This is a genomic window from Nocardia concava NBRC 100430 (assembly GCF_000308815.1).
Lineage (GTDB): Bacteria > Actinomycetota > Actinomycetes > Mycobacteriales > Mycobacteriaceae > Nocardia > Nocardia concava.
In genome coordinates this window covers 1-14,314 of the sequence record NZ_BAFX01000094.1, presented here as the reverse complement: position 1 = coordinate 14,314, position 14,314 = coordinate 1, and the positions used below count along the sequence as shown (strand labels likewise).

Below are 14,314 nucleotides of genomic sequence, written 5' to 3'. Positions count from 1 at the left end.
GGCGGCCCCGAGTGAATCGGCCGGGTAATCGGTCACCCACTGGCGGATCGGTCGCGAGTGGCGGTGGCGGGGCGGGGGATTCGGCAGCGCAAGGGCGGAAGCGCCGGGCCCGCGCGGTGTCACCATGGAGGTGGGAGCCGGTCGCCGCGGTGAGAGGTGGTGGGGTGTGGCTGTTTTCGTGGAGCAGTACGGGGCGCTGCGCTGGGCCGCGGTGATCGCCTTCTGCCTGGCCGCCGCGCTGGTGGTGGCCCGGCTGGGGCAGCGCCCGCTCCGGGTTGATGAGGGCGTGGAGGTTGATGAGGGCGCGGATCGGGAGTCCGATGCCGCGCACCTGGTGATGTGCCTGGTCATGCTGGGAATGCTGGTGTTTCCAGCGGCCGTCGACCCGCGGGCGGTCCGCGGGGTGCTGACGGCCATGGTGGTCGTGTACACGCTGGTGCTGGGAGAGCGAATGCTGCGGTGGCGCAGCGGGATCGCGAATGCCGACCGAGGGGTGGGGGCGTTCGGGTATCACGTGGTGGCGGCCGCGGCCATGCTCTACGCGATGAGCGGGCACGGGACGCCCGGGCATGCCATGTCGTTTCATAGCCAAGCCATGTCCGGGCACGGGGGGCCCGCGCCCGGGCCGATGATCGCGCTCGCGGCGCTGTTCGCGGTGGACGCCATGGTGATGGCCGTGCCCGCGCTGCGACACCGTTTGCCACGCGTTTTCCCGCATCCGATGGGTCCGGCCGGATCGCTGGCCGTGGTCCCGCACCTGGTCATGGATCTCGGCACCGCCTACATGCTGGTGGCCGCGGTCGTTGCCTGATCCTGCGGGGCCGTCCGATCCCGGGGGCCGTTCGACCTGATCACCGTCCTAGTGGTGAGATGGTGAGGATAGGTAACCGGGTGATGGAGGTGCTCTGGATGGGTTCGCTGTGGCATGGCTTCGCCGATATGGGTGCGGTCGAGCGTGACGGGGCCTTCGTGGTCGCCCGTGGCGAGGGCGCGCACATCTGGGACGAGGGTGGTACGCGGTACCTCGACGCCACCGGCGGCCTCTGGTTCGCCAATATCGGCCACGGTCGCCGCGAGATCGCCGAGGCGGTCGCCGCGCAGCTGACCCAGGTCGCCCACTACTCCAACTTCGGTGACCTGGTCTCCCCGGTCACCCGCGATCTGGCCGAACGGCTCTCCGCGCTCGCGCCGGTGCCGGGCAGCAAGATCTTCTTCACCTCCGGCGGCTCCGACGGCATCGACACCGCCGCCAAGCTGGCCCGCCGCTACTGGCAGGAGATGGGCCGCCCCGAGAAGACCATCCTGGTCGGCCGTCAGAAGGCCTACCACGGCATGCACGTCGGCGGCACCTCGCTGGCCGGCATCCCGGTCAACGGCGAGGGCTACACCGGCGTCTTCATGCCCGACACCCGCACCATCGAATGGGATCAGGCCAAGGCGCTGACCGCCCTCATCGAGGAGATCGGCGCGGACCGCATCGCGGCCTTCTTCGCCGAACCCATCATCGGCGCGGGCGGGGTGTACCTGCCGCCCGAGGGCTACCTCACCGAGGTCCGCAAGATCTGCCGCGACAACGACATCCTCTTCGTCGCCGACGAGGTCGTCACCGGCTTCGGCCGGATCGGCGGATCCTGGTTCGCCTCTTCGCGTTTCGACCTCCAGCCCGACCTCATGACCACCGCCAAGGGCCTCACCTCCGGCTACGTCCCCATGGGCGCGGTCTTCATCGCCCCGCACATCGCCGAGCCCTTCTTCTCCGGCGGCGTCTGGTGGCGGCACGGCTACACCTACGGCGGTCACGCGGGCGCGGCCGCCGCGGCCATGGCCAACCTGGACATCTTCGAGCGCGAGAACCTCCTCGACGCCAGCAAGAACCTGGAATCCCTGCTGCACGAGCACTTCTCGCCGCTGGCCGACCACCCCCGCGTCGCCGAGGTCCGCAGCGGCCTGGGCGCGGTCGCCGCCGTCCAGCTCGCCGATCCGGCCGAGGCCCTGCCCTTCGTGAAAACCCTCCGCGCCCACGGCGTCTCGACCCGCGCGGCCGGCCAGGGCGCCCTCCAGATCTCCCCGTCCTTCGTCATCACCGAGGCCGAGGTCGCGGACATGGCGTCCCGCTTCGCTACCGCCCTGGGCTGATTCGCGTCAGCCTGACGATCAGTGCCCGTGCTCGCCGGATAGTTCTCCGGCGGGCACGTGGCGCAGGCGGGCCACCGCCAGGACGGCCACCAGGATCGCACCGACGGCGGCCACGCCGGCGGTGATGTGGACACCGTGGATGAAGGCCTCGCGGGCCGCCGACAGAACGGCGGCACCCATATTGCCGGGCAAGGTCGAGGCGACCTGGACCGCCTCGCCGAGGGTTTCGCGTGCCGAGTCGGCTCCGGGCAGGTTGCGGGGTAGGGCATCGGAGAGATCGCTGCGGTAGATGGCCAGGCCGATGCTGCCCAGGATCGAGATGCCCAGTGCGCCACCCAGTTCCGAGCCGGTTTCGGAGATGCCCGAGGCGGCCCCGGCCTGCTCCGGCGGTGCCGAGCCGACGATGAGTTCGGTGGTGATGCCGAAGACCGGGGCCAGGCCCAGGGCGATGAGCAGCGAGGCGATCACCGCGAGTGCCGGGCCGCCGTCGACGGACAGGCGGGTGAGCATGAGCAATCCGATTGCGGCCAGGACCATTCCGACCCCGATGAGGTAGGCGGGGCGCAGGACTCGCACGATGCGCGGGGCTGCCTGCGAGCCGATGATGAAGCCGACGCTGGACGGGGCCATGGCGAGACCGGCCTGCATCGGGGTCATGGCCAGGACCAGCTGGAAGTACTGGGCCACGAACAGGAAGTAGCCGAACGCCACGAAGATGGCGATCACATTGATGCCCAGCGAGGTTCGGAACGCGCCCAGCCCGAACAGACGCAGATCCAGCATCGGATCGGGCCGGGTGAGCTGACGGTGCACGAACAGCGCGCCCGCCACCACGCCGACCACGACGGCTACCAGCGGCGCCGTGCCGACCCCGTCCTGCGCGACCTTCTTCATGGCCAGCACCAGCGAGATCATGGTGACCACACTCAGTGCGGCACTGGTCAAATCGAGCCGCCCCGCCTCGGGATCACGGAATTCCGGCAGCACGCGAGGGCCGAGCACCAGCAGCAGCGCCATGACCGGCACCGCCAGCAGGAAGACCGAACCCCACCAGAAGCGTTCCAGCAGAACGCCGCCCAGCAGCGGGCCGACCACACCGCCCGCCGAGAACGCGCTCACCCAGGTGCCCACGGCCAGCGACCGCTGCCGGGGATCACGGAACATGTTGAAGATCAACGAGAGTGTGGAGGGCGCGATGGTCGCGCCGGCGATGCCCAGCAGCGCACGGCACACGATGAGGAACTCCGCGGTGGGGGAGAAGGCCGCGACCACCGACACGACGCCGAACAGCGCCCCGCCCAGCAGCAGCAACCGCCGCCGCCCGATCCGGTCGCCGAGCGTGCCCATGGTGATGAGCAGACCGGCCAGCATGAACCCGTAGACGTCGATGATCCACAGCAGCTGCGTGCTGCTCGGATGCAGCGTCTCACTGATCTGCGGTACGGCCAGATGCAGCACGGTCAGGTCCATGGCGTACACCAGGCAGGCCAGCGCCAGCACCCCGAGGCCGATCCATTCGCGCCGGCCCGCCCGATCGGACCGCGCGGGTGCGATGACGGTCGAGTCCACGGCGAATGTTCCTTCCGATGGGGGATGGGCGGCTGCCGATTCCGGCGGCAGCGCGTCAACCATCTCACCCACAACCGACAGGTTCGCAACCGAATTTCCGTACCCACACGGCGGTATGCTGCGGAAATGTCCGACTTCGAGAGCTATCGAGCCAACCTCGAGGTGGCCGACCTGACGCCGACCGTCGAGTTTCTGCGCGATGTCCTGGGTTTCGTCGTCGAGGTCGATGAGCCCGAGATGGGTCTGGCGCTGGTCCGCCGGGACGGGGTCGGGCTGGGCATCGTGCGCACCCCGAATCCCGCCGTCAACGAGACCACCGCGGGCTATGTCGGCGTAACAGACGTGAATGCGCTCCATGCGTACTGCGTGTTGCACAACGCCGATATCGTTACGCCGCTCACCGAACATCCCTGGGGACTGCGCGATTTCGTGCTCCGCATCCCCGGCGGCCACCGGCTCGCCTTCGGGCAGCGGATCTAGCCGAGGGAGCTAGATCAGGATCGGGTGGTCGGCGACGACCCGCCCGCCGACCCGGGCCCAGCCGTCGGAATCCCATTCGGTGAAGATCTGCGACCCCTCGCCCTGGGTGATGTTCAACCCGCGGGTGAGCAGCGCCGTGAGCCGGATGGCGGCCGCGCCGGTGGCCTCGTCCTCGGGAACTCCCATGGCGGGTGCGAACATTCGCGCGCGGACCGCACCGCGCGGTTCGTCGGTCCAGCCCCAGCAGTAGTGCTTGCCCTCGGGAAAGTCGGCCGGGTCCAGGGTGGCGATCTCGGCGACATCCTCGAACTGGTGGAATTCGAAGTTCGGTGCCCATTCGGCGCGGGCCCGCGCCCAGGTCATGCCGTCCGCGACCGTGACCTCGACCGGACCGGCGGGCACGTCGAGGACCTTGACCGGCTTGCGCTGATCATTGAGCCACCATGCGGTGCCGACGCTGGGGTGCCCGGCGAAGGGCAGTTCCACGGTCGGGGTGTAGATGCGCATCGCCACCCGCCCGTCCACCGGATCGTGCACCACGACGGTTTCGCTGTAGCCGACGCGGGCCGCCAGCGCCTGATGGTCGACATTCTCGAACGAGGCGAAGCGGGCAATGCCGAGCGGGTTGCCGAAGCGCCCGGCCGAATCGGTGAACACGCGCACGACTTCGATCTGGGAGCCATCGCTTTCCGGAACGGTCATGGCACCCGAGCTTACCCACAGTTATCGATTCACGGGTGGCGAGCAGGAATCGAGCATGTCCGCCAGGGCGCTCTTCTCGGTGGGCTGCACGGTCAATCCCCAGCGGGACTTCACACTCACCCACCGCCGCGCGTAATCGCACCGGTACGCCTCGCGCGGTTTCCACTGGTCCGGCGTCTTGGAACCCTTGTCCTGATTGGCCTGCTTCTGCACCGCCAGCAGATTGCCCAGATCATTGGCGAACTTCTCACGCTGCTCCGGATTCCAGCTCGACGCACCCGAGCGCCACGCGTCGCCGAGCGCCACCACGTGATCGATCTCGATCTCCGAGGCCTTGAACCGGTCATACGGCAGCCGCTCGCCGGTGTACGGATCGATCAGGGTGCCGGTCAGCACCAGACACGAATTGCTGTCGCCCAAGCGGGTTTCGGTGAGATCGCGCTTCATCACGTCCTCGCGCGCGGTGCACCCGTCGGACAGGGTGGGCTCGCCGCCGCGCCCCGACCAGCCGGGTCCGAACGCATTGCGGTCGTAGGACTCCCAATTGCGATTCCAGGCGACCGTGAGCCGATCCAGTCCGGTGCGCGCCTGCCCGGCATCGAGCAGTCGCGTGCTCTCCGGATCTCCCGCGGACGTCGTTTCGGCGTGCGTCGTCTCGTGGCGGTTCAGGTACAGCGCCATGCCGGCCGCGGCGACCGCGATGAGAACGACGGAGGTGGCGAAGAATCTGTTCCAGCGACGCCGGGCGGTGGTCCGGGAGCGCGGGGGCATGCGGGGGAGTCTATGGCGGCGATCCGGACTATCCGGTCATCGTTGCCGAGCGGTGACCCGATTGCAGCAATCTATTAGCAAATAGGAAAGGGGCTGGACACCTTCCGGTATCCAGCCCCTTTCCCGAACTGGTGAATCAGACCGCGACCGTGGTTATCAGGCCGACACTGTGCTTATCAGGCCGACACTGTGCTTATCAGGCCGACACTGTGCTTATCAGGCCGACACTGTGCTTATCAGGCCGACACGGTGGCCAGCGCCTCGGTCGACGCCACGGCCTGCCCCACGCCCGCGACGATCGCCGCCGCGCGCAGCGCCTCGAAGATCACCTCGCGCGACACGCCCTCCTCGCGCAGCGTGTGCTCATGCGCCTCCAGGCAGTGCTGGCAGCCGTTGATCGAGGAAACCGCGAACGACCACAGCTCGAAATCCGCCTTGTCCACACCGGGATTGCCGATGATCTGCATGCGCAGGCCCGCGCGCAGATCGTCGTAGCGGCCCTCCAGGAACGCCTTGCCGCGGTAGAACACATTGTTCATACCCATGATCGACGCGGCCCCGAGCGCGGCGTTGTACGCCTCGGCCGACAGCACATCGGCCGCCTCCTCGGCGATCTCACGCAGCGTGGTGGCCGAGCGGGTGGCCGCGGCCGACGCCAGCAGGGTGCCCCACAGCTGCTGCTCATTGAGCACGGTGGTGCGCGCGAGCGAGGACAGGTTGAGCTTCAGATCCTTGGCGTACTCGGGTAGCGAGTTCTTCAGGTTCTCGATGGTCACTGCGAAATTCCTTGGGTGCCTTGGTGCGTGGATGCCGTCTTGACGCCGGTGGGCGTCAGACGGACGCGGTCATGAGCTCGCCGGCCTTGATGGTCGGGTCGCCCTTCTTCCAGTTGCAGGCACACAGCTCGTCGGACTGCAGGGCGTCCAGCACGCGCAGCACCTCGTCGACATTGCGGCCCACCGAACCCGCGGTGACCGACACGAACTGGATCTCGTTGTTCGGGTCGACGATGAAGGTGGCGCGGTCGGCGACGCCGTCGGCATTGAGAACGCCGGTGGCGGCGGCCAGTTCCCGCTTGAGGTCGCTCAGCATGGGGAACGGGAGGGTCTTGAGATCCTCGTGCTGGGCACGCCACTGGAAGTGCACGAACTCGTTGTCGACCGAGGCGCCCAGCACCTGCGCGTCGCGATCGGCGAACTCGTCGTTCAGCTTGCCGAAGGCGGCGATCTCGGTCGGGCACACGAAGGTGAAGTCCTTGGGCCAGAAGAAGACGATGCGCCACTTGCCGGCGTAGTCGTCGCTCGAGATCTGGGTGAAGTAGTCGTCGGGCTGCTGAGCGTTCACCTTCGAGAGATCACCGCCGATGACAGCCGTCAGGTTGTAGGCGGGGAACTGGTCGCCGATGGTCAGCAGGGCCATGCTTGCTCCTCATATGTAGTCGTGCCGATTGTGTCGAGACGTATATACGATTTCGATCTTGGCCGAACTGGGCTGAGAGGTAAACGTGATCGGTCGCACTACACTGATAGGCGTGACTGATCAGTCTTATCAGCCCACCCTGTCACAGCTGCGTGCGTTCGTGGCCGTCGCGGAATACCGGCACTTCGGTACCGCGGCGTCCCGGCTCGGCGTGAGCCAACCCACGTTATCGCAGGCCCTGGCATCATTGGAAAACGGACTGGGGCTCCAGTTGATCGAGCGCAGCACACGCCGGGTGCTGGTCACCGGCGACGGCAAACGGCTACTGCCGCAAGCCATTGCCACCCTCGAAGCCGCTGACCGATTTGTCGCATCCGCGGCGGGGCAGGGGCTCGGCGGCACGCTGCGGCTGGGCATCATCCCGACGGTGGCCCCGTACGTGCTGCCCACGCTGCTGCCCGAACTGCGCAGGCGAATGCCGAATCTGGCGCCGCACATCATCGAGGACCAGACCGCACGGCTGCTCGACGGGCTGCGCTCGGGCGTGCTGGACGTGGCGCTACTCGCGCTGCCGGCCGATGCCGCCGGTCTGGTCGAGATACCGCTCTATACCGAGGAGTTCGTGCTGGTGCTGCCGCGCGGGCACGCGCTGGCCGGGCGCAAGAACCTGAAACCCGCGGACCTGGACGCGCTTCCGCTGTTGCTGCTCGACGAGGGGCACTGCCTGCGCGATCAGACCCTGGACCTGTGCCGGGCGAGCGAGGCGCAGCCGGGTGCGGTCGGTGACACCCGGGCCACGTCGCTGGCGACCGTGGTGCAGTGCGTCGCGGGCGATCTCGGGGTGTCGCTGATTCCGGCCATGGCGGTGGAGGCCGAAACCGCGCGCGGCACATTGGAGATCGCGAGGTTCGCCGCGCCCGCGCCGGGGCGCACGCTCGGGCTGGCCTTCCGCTCCTCGACGGCCCGGGGCGACGATTACGACCTGCTCGCCGAGATCATCCGGGAGTGCGCGGTTGCGCCGTCTCAGAGGGTCTGAAACGCTCGGTTCATGCGGATTCACCACCTGAACTGCGGCACCATGGGATTCGGCGTCATCGACCACTGCCTGCTCATCGAGACCCGCGACGCGCTCGTGCTCGTCGACACCGGGTTCGGGCTCGAGGCCGTGCGACAACCCGGAAAGATGGTCGGTGCCAGCCGTTTCCTGATGGGGGCGAAGCCGAGGGAGGCCGAGACGGCGGTACGCCAGATCCAGGCGCTCGGCTACGACCCGCGGGACGTGCGGCACATCATCCTGACCCACCTCGACCTCGACCACTCCGGTGGACTATCGGATTTCCCCGAGGCCACCGTGCACATCCACGGACCCGAATTCCGGGCCGCCACCGCCACACCCACGCTCTCGGAGAAGCTGCGGTACCGGGCCGCGCAGTGGGCGCACGGGCCCAAGTGGATGGTGAACGAGGTCGAGGGCGCGGAGGAGTGGTTCGGCTTCACCGCCGTGCGCGATCTGCCGGGGCTGCCGCCGGAGATTCTGGTGGTGCCGCTGGCCGGGCACACCCGCGGGCACGCCGGAGTGGCGATCGATCACGGCAACGGGTGGCTGCTGCACGCAGGGGACGCCTTCTTCACCGAGTCGACCATTCATCCCGAGGAACCGTTCACGCCGTTCTGGTGGAAGGTGTACGAGACCGGGGCCATCGCCGGGGATGCCTACCGGGCCAACCAGCGGCGGCTGCGTGAGCTGCGGAAGCTGCACGGGCACCAGGTGACGGTGATCAACTCGCACGACGCCGGGATCTTCTCGCGGACAGCGCGTACAGTCGGCCGATGACCGACCGGTGGGCACGGAAGATCCCGTTCGCGAGCGATCCGCTCTTCGTCTACGGAACCCTCCGGTTCGGTGAGGTGCTGACCGAATTGATTGGGCGGGTACCGGATCTGGAGCCCGCGCGGTTGCCGGGGCGACGGGCGGCCGCGCTGCCGGGGCGGGTGTACCCGGGGCTCGTGACCGCGGCCGCGAACGTCACCGAGGGATTCCTGCTCACCGGGTTGAATGCCGACGAGTGGCGAGTCCTCGATGCCTTCGAGGACGACGAATACGATCTGCTGCCGGTCACGGTGACGGCGGGGGAGCGGGTCGTCTACGCGTGGACCTATGTGTGGGCCGCCGAGGTGGCAGAGCAAGACTGGTCTGCCTCTTCGTTCGCATCCGAGCAGTTGCCGCATTACGTGGTGAAATGCGCTGCGTGGCGGCGCGATCTGGTCCTGGTCAGCGAGACTGTATGACGCGGGACACATTTTTGCGGTAGAAGTTGGTCGCATGAATGGCACTGACCGGATTGTCACGGATAGCACTGATCTGACGGTGGCGGGCGCGCGGTCGCAGGCGCTCGGAGATCTCCTGCGGCGCAGCGCCGCCCGGGTTCCGGACAAGACCGCGCTGGTGTGGCGGGAGCGGCGCGAGAGCTACGCCGAGCTCGACGCGGCGGTGAACCGGGTCGCGCACAGCCTGGCCGATCGCGGTGTGGCGCAAGGTGATCGGGTCGCGATCTACTCGCACAACTGCCGGGAATTCGTGCTCGTCTTCTTCGCGCTGGCGCGGCTGGGCGCGATCTCGGTGCCGATCAACTTCATGCTCACCGCCGACGAGGTGGCGTTCATCCTCGAACATTCCGGCGCCATCGCACTGATCACCGAGGACGCCCTCGCCGGCGAGGCCGAGGCCGCGGTGAAGCAGCTGGGCGACAGCGAGATCCGGCTGTTCGGGTGGATCGGGCTGGGTAGCCTGCCCGCCGCGCCCGGCTGGGAGGACGTGCGCGAATGGGAAAACCATTCCGCCGCTTCCGCGCCCGAGATCCTCGTCGGCGACGACGACCCCATCCAGATCATGTACACCTCCGGCACGGAATCCCGCCCCAAGGGCGCGGTCCTGTCCAGCCGCGCGCTGATCGCCCAGTACACCTCGGTGGTCGTGGACGGCCGCATGAGTGCCGACGACATCGAGGTCCACGCCCTCCCGCTCTACCACTGCGCCCAGCTCCACTGCTTCCTCACCCCCGACCTGTGGCTCGGCGCCACCAGCATCCTGCTGCCCGGCCCCGATCCCGCGACCATCCTGCGCACCATCGAAACCGAACGCGCCACCAAACTCTTCTGCCCGCCCACCGTGTGGGTCTCCCTGCTGCGCCACCCGGAGTTCGATAAGTACGACCTCTCTTCCCTCCGCAAGGGCTACTACGGCGCGAGCATCATGCCCGTCGAGGTCCTGATGGAACTCTCCGAACGACTACCCGGCGTCGGCCTCACCAACTTCTACGGCCAAACCGAACTATCCCCGCTGGCAACGGTTCTCGCCCCCGAAGACCAACTCACCAAGCCCGGCTCCGCGGGCCGCCCCACCCTCAATGTCGAAACCCGCGTGGTCGATGACGACGACATCCCCGTAGGCATCGGCGAGATCGGTGAGATCGTCCACCGCTCCCCGCAAGCCATGCTCGGCTACTGGAACGACCCGGTGAAAACCGCGGAAGCCTTCCGCAACGGCTGGTTCCACAGCGGCGACCTAGGCGTCATGGACGCCGACGGCTACCTCAGTGTCGTGGACCGCAAGAAGGACATGATCAAAACCGGCGGCGAAAACGTAGCCAGCCGCGAGGTCGAGGAAGTTCTCTACGAGCACCCGGACGTCTCCGAAGCCGCGGTGGTGGGCATCCCCCACCCCCACTGGATCGAGGCCGTCACGGCGATCGTGGTGTCCCGCACCGGAACCGAACCGGATGCCGCCGCCATCATCGACCACTGCAAACAGCGTCTAGCGGGCTACAAGGTCCCAAAGTACGTGACATTCGTTGCGGCGCTGCCCAAGAACCCCAGCGGCAAGATCCTCAAACGCGAACTCCGCACCGCCCACGCCCATCTCGCCAATGGAGCCTGATCACCCGATCCGATCAACGTGCTCGATGTTCGCGCGATCGCCGGGGTCGGCACTCGCGGCCCCGGAGAACCAGGCGTCCAGAATCTCTCCGAGCTGCGCCCGTGAGGTCAGCCGCAGACTCAGCGCCAGCACGTTCGCGTCATTCCACTTCCGAGCCCCCTCAGCGGTATACGCGTCGACGCACAAGGCCGCTCGAATCCCGGGCACCTTGTTGGCCGCGATCGACGCGCCCGTCCCGGTCCAGCAGCACACGACGGCCTGATCCGCGCGCCCCTCGACGACATCCCGGGCCGCCGCCTCGCTGGCCCAAGCCCAATCGTCGCGTTCCTCGGGGTCGAGCGCCCCGTGCGTCGTCACCTCGTGGCCGCGGGCTCGCAGTTCCTCGACCACGGCCGCGGCCACGCCGGTGTCCTCGTCGGCGGCTACCGAAATCCTCATGGAGGCAGTATCCGCCGGGGTGGGGCGGATTCGGTCAGCGGCCGGCGGCTCGGGCCAGGTGTTCGGGATAGCGGGCTCCGGCGATGGCTTCGGCGGGGGCGGCGGCTTCGATGCGGGTCAGGTCCTCGGGGGTGAGGGTGATCTCGGTGGCGGCCACGTTCTGTTCGAGGTAGGTGCGGCGCTTGGTGCCGGGGATGGGGACGACGTCGTCGCCGCGGGATTGGACCCAGGCGAGGGCCAGTTGGCCGGGGGTGACGGACTTTTCGGCGGCCAGGGTGCGGAGGGCCTCGACGATGGCGAGGTTGCGGTCGAGGTTGGTGCCGGAGAAGCGGGGGAGGTTGCGGCGCAGGTCGTCGGCGGGGAGGTCGGCGGTGGAAGTGATTGCGCCGGTGAGGAAGCCGCGGCCCAGCGGGGAGAAGGGGACGATGCCGATGCCGAGTTCGCGGCAGGTGGGGAGGACTTCGGGTTCGATATCGCGGGTCCAGAGCGACCATTCGGATTGCAGGGCTGTCACCGGGTGAACGGCGTGGGCGCGGCGGATGCTCTCGGGCGAAGCCTCCGAGATACCGAGGTAGCGAACCTTGCCCGCCTGCACCAACTCCGAGAGCGCGCCCCAGGTTTCCTCGATCGGAACGTTCGGATCCACGCGGTGCTGGTAGTACAGGTCGATGTGGTCGACGCCGAGGCGGGACAGGGAGGCGTCGCAGGATTCCTTGACGAACGCGGCGTCGCCGCGCGCGCCCATGGGGGCCGAGCCCATGGTGCCCTGGTCGCCCCAGACGATGCCGAATTTGGTTGCGAGGACCACCTGGTCGCGGCGGTCGGCGATGGCCCGGCCGACCAGGCGCTCGTTGGTTTCGGGGCCGTAGACGTTGGCGGTGTCGAGGAGGGTGACGCCGAGGTCGAGGGCGCGGTGGATGGTGGCGATGGATTCGGTGTCGTTGTCGTGGACGCCGTAGGCGCTGCTCATGCCCATGCAGCCGAGGCCCTGAGCGCCGACGGTGAGTTCTCCGAGTTTCCGTGTCGCGATCATGTCGACGACGCTACGACTTGGAGTGTGCTCCAAGTCAACTGCGATTCGAGGGTCAGGCGCGCTTCGGGAGGTGATGGCGGAGCAGGACGGTGAGCTGGGTGCCGGCGTCGGTGAAGGGGAGGACGGATTTGAGGGCTCGGCTCTGGACGATCGCGCCTTCGATGACCGAGAGGATGAAGCCGGACAGGGAGCATGCGGTGGGGTTGTCGACGCCTGCCTCGACGAGGCCGTCGGCGAGGCGGGCGGTCCATTCGGAGAAGGCCTGACCGGCGGTCGACTGCAGGGTGGGGTCGAGTTCGTCGAGGGCGGCGGCCATCATGAACGATCCGGCGCGGAAGTCGCTGGTCTCGAGCTGGCCGCGCCAGAAGCCGAGCAACTCGTCCACCCAGCCGCTCAGCGTCGGCGCGACCGGCAGGGCGTCGGCCATGCGGCTCACGTGCGAGTAGACCATGCGGGACACGATGCGGGCCGCGGTCGCCACCAATTCGCCCTTACCGGACGGGAAGTGCTGATACAGCGAGTTTCTGGAGGCATTGCTGCGCTTGAGCAGCTCGTTCAGACCCGCCGCGTGCACGCCGTGCTCCTGGACCGTGGTGATGGTGCTCGCGATCAATCGGGCGCGCGGTCCCGCTGTCATGCAATTTCCTCCAGATCCGATCAAATGCCAGCAGCACTTGTGTGAACCGATCGGTCCATGTTAAATCATAGCCATGTGGACCGATCGGTTCATATGGGAAACAGAGGATATGTCGCGCATGCCAGCCCAGATCGCCACCGCCACCCCGGTCGCCCACGCCGCGCTGCTCGGCCTGGGGGTCTACCGCCCGCGCCGGGTGGTCCCCAATGCCGAGATCGTCGACCGCATCAACTCCTCTGATGAATGGATCCGGACCCGCTCCGGCATCGAGGCCCGGCACTGGGCCGAGGCCGACGAGACCATTGTGTCCATGAGCACCGCCGCGGCCCGTGACGCGCTCGAGGCCGCGGGCGTCACCGCCCAGCAGATCGACGCGGTCGTCCTGGCCACCTCCTCGCAGATGGTGCTCGGCCCGTCGGCCGGTGCCGTGGTCGCCACCGAACTCGGCATGCACGACACCGCCGCCTTCGACGTCTCGGCCGGCTGCGCGGGCTTCTGCTACGCGCTGGCGAACGCCGCCAATCTGGTGCGCGCCGGGCAGGCCCGCCACGTGCTGGTGATCGGCGTCGAACGGCTCTCGGACCTGCTCGATCAGGACGACCGCACCTGCGCGTTCATCTTCGCCGACGGTGCGGGCGCGGTCGTGGTGGGCGCCTCGGATGAGGAGGGCATCGGCCCGGTGGCCTGGGGTTCGGACGGCAGCCAGACCGCGGCGATCAAGCAGGACAAGGACTTTCAACAGTATTTCGCCGAGGTGGCGGAGGCCGAGGCCGCCGGCGGCACCACGGTGCGCCCCTACATCCGGATGAACGGCGCGGCCGTATTCCGTTGGGCCGTAACGTTCTTGGAGAAGGCCTGCCGCGACGCGCTGGATCAGGCGGGCGTCTCGGCCGAGGATCTGGACGCCTTCGTCCCGCACCAGGCCAACGGGCGCATCACCGACGCGCTGATCCGGGCCCTGCACATGCCCGAAAGTGTCGCTGTCGCAAGGGATATCGCGCAGACGGGCAACACCAGCGCCGCGTCTATCCCGATGGCGATGGAGCAGCTGCTGCGCTCGGGCGAGTCCAAGCCGGGCGATACCGCGCTGCTGCTCGGCTTCGGCGCGGGTCTGGCGTATGCCGGTCAGGTCGTCCGGATGCCCGCCATTTCTTGATCTTCCAGGGTCTGTGACAACGAAATCCGTCGTCAC

At 68.1% G+C, this 14,314-nt stretch carries 16 protein-coding genes; 8 read left to right on the top strand and 8 right to left on the bottom strand.

What is annotated here, in order from left to right; all coding sequences use genetic code 11:
- The first annotated feature begins 166 nt into the window (after positions 1-166).
- Positions 167-811, top strand: a complete 645-nt coding sequence (locus ON43_RS21315; RefSeq protein WP_040810116.1) for a DUF5134 domain-containing protein — start codon at positions 167-169, stop codon at positions 809-811.
- A 98-nt stretch (positions 812-909) separates the two neighbouring features.
- On the top strand, positions 910-2,136 hold the full coding sequence (locus ON43_RS21310) for an aminotransferase family protein (protein WP_051178873.1): 1,227 nt from the start codon (positions 910-912) through the stop codon (positions 2,134-2,136).
- An 18-nt stretch (positions 2,137-2,154) separates the two neighbouring features.
- Here ON43_RS21310 and ON43_RS21305 read toward each other — a convergent pair whose 3' ends face one another.
- Positions 2,155-3,768, bottom strand: coding sequence for an MFS transporter (locus tag ON43_RS21305; RefSeq protein WP_083913592.1), 1,614 nt, complete (start codon positions 3,766-3,768; stop codon positions 2,155-2,157).
- 63 nt (positions 3,769-3,831) lie between these two features.
- Here ON43_RS21305 and ON43_RS21300 point away from each other — a divergent pair, with 63 nt between their 5' ends.
- Positions 3,832-4,185 carry a VOC family protein gene (locus ON43_RS21300; RefSeq protein WP_040810112.1) on the top strand — a complete coding sequence of 118 codons (354 nt, stop codon included), beginning with the start codon at positions 3,832-3,834 and terminating at the stop codon, positions 4,183-4,185.
- 9 nt (positions 4,186-4,194) lie between these two features.
- Here the strand turns inward: ON43_RS21300 and ON43_RS21295 are convergent, their stop codons facing one another.
- The 4 genes from ON43_RS21295 to ON43_RS21280 form a co-directional block, all read right to left on the bottom strand.
- Positions 4,195-4,887, bottom strand: a complete 693-nt coding sequence (locus tag ON43_RS21295; RefSeq protein WP_040810110.1) for a PhzF family phenazine biosynthesis protein — start codon at positions 4,885-4,887, stop codon at positions 4,195-4,197.
- A gap of 21 nt (positions 4,888-4,908) precedes the next feature.
- Positions 4,909-5,658, bottom strand: a complete 750-nt coding sequence (locus ON43_RS21290; RefSeq protein WP_051178851.1) for an HNH endonuclease family protein — start codon at positions 5,656-5,658, stop codon at positions 4,909-4,911.
- 236 nt (positions 5,659-5,894) lie between these two features.
- Positions 5,895-6,434, bottom strand: a complete 540-nt coding sequence (gene ahpD, locus ON43_RS21285) for an alkylhydroperoxidase, AhpD family (RefSeq protein ID WP_040810108.1) — start codon at positions 6,432-6,434, stop codon at positions 5,895-5,897.
- Between the two features lie 55 nt (positions 6,435-6,489).
- Positions 6,490-7,077: a peroxiredoxin gene (locus ON43_RS21280; RefSeq protein ID WP_040810106.1), complete on the bottom strand. Its 588-nt coding sequence runs from the start codon at positions 7,075-7,077 to the stop codon at positions 6,490-6,492.
- Between the two features lie 112 nt (positions 7,078-7,189).
- Between ON43_RS21280 and ON43_RS21275 the strand changes: the two genes are divergently transcribed.
- From ON43_RS21275 to ON43_RS21260, 4 genes are read left to right on the top strand one after another with little or no spacing between them, the layout of a single operon-like run.
- Positions 7,190-8,113 carry a hydrogen peroxide-inducible genes activator gene (locus ON43_RS21275; protein WP_040810105.1) on the top strand — a complete coding sequence of 308 codons (924 nt, stop codon included), beginning with the start codon at positions 7,190-7,192 and terminating at the stop codon, positions 8,111-8,113.
- Between the two features lie 12 nt (positions 8,114-8,125).
- Positions 8,126-8,911 carry an MBL fold metallo-hydrolase gene (locus ON43_RS21270; RefSeq protein WP_040810103.1) on the top strand — a complete coding sequence of 262 codons (786 nt, stop codon included), beginning with the start codon at positions 8,126-8,128 and terminating at the stop codon, positions 8,909-8,911.
- Positions 8,908-9,366, top strand: a complete 459-nt coding sequence (locus ON43_RS21265; RefSeq protein ID WP_040810101.1) for a gamma-glutamylcyclotransferase family protein — start codon at positions 8,908-8,910, stop codon at positions 9,364-9,366. Before ON43_RS21270 ends, ON43_RS21265 begins: the two co-directional genes overlap by 4 nt.
- Positions 9,367-9,400: 34 nt before the next feature.
- Positions 9,401-11,014, top strand: a complete 1,614-nt coding sequence (locus ON43_RS21260; RefSeq protein ID WP_051178848.1) for an acyl-CoA synthetase — start codon at positions 9,401-9,403, stop codon at positions 11,012-11,014.
- Here ON43_RS21260 and ON43_RS21255 read toward each other — a convergent pair whose 3' ends face one another.
- From ON43_RS21255 to ON43_RS21245, 3 genes are read right to left on the bottom strand one after another with little or no spacing between them, the layout of a single operon-like run.
- On the bottom strand, positions 11,015-11,452 hold the full coding sequence (locus ON43_RS21255; protein ID WP_040810100.1) for an RpiB/LacA/LacB family sugar-phosphate isomerase: 438 nt from the start codon (positions 11,450-11,452) through the stop codon (positions 11,015-11,017).
- Between the two features lie 34 nt (positions 11,453-11,486).
- The gene (locus ON43_RS21250) at positions 11,487-12,485 is read right to left on the bottom strand and encodes an aldo/keto reductase (RefSeq protein ID WP_040810098.1); all 999 of its coding nucleotides are present in this window, start codon (positions 12,483-12,485) and stop codon (positions 11,487-11,489) included.
- 52 nt (positions 12,486-12,537) lie between these two features.
- Positions 12,538-13,122: a TetR/AcrR family transcriptional regulator gene (locus tag ON43_RS21245; protein ID WP_040810096.1), complete on the bottom strand. Its 585-nt coding sequence runs from the start codon at positions 13,120-13,122 to the stop codon at positions 12,538-12,540.
- Positions 13,123-13,240: 118 nt separating this feature from the next.
- Between ON43_RS21245 and ON43_RS21240 the strand changes: the two genes are divergently transcribed.
- Positions 13,241-14,278 (top strand): beta-ketoacyl-ACP synthase III, encoded by a 1,038-nt coding sequence (locus tag ON43_RS21240; protein ID WP_040810215.1) that lies wholly within the window; start codon positions 13,241-13,243, stop codon positions 14,276-14,278.
- Positions 14,279-14,314: the final 36 nt, after the last annotated feature.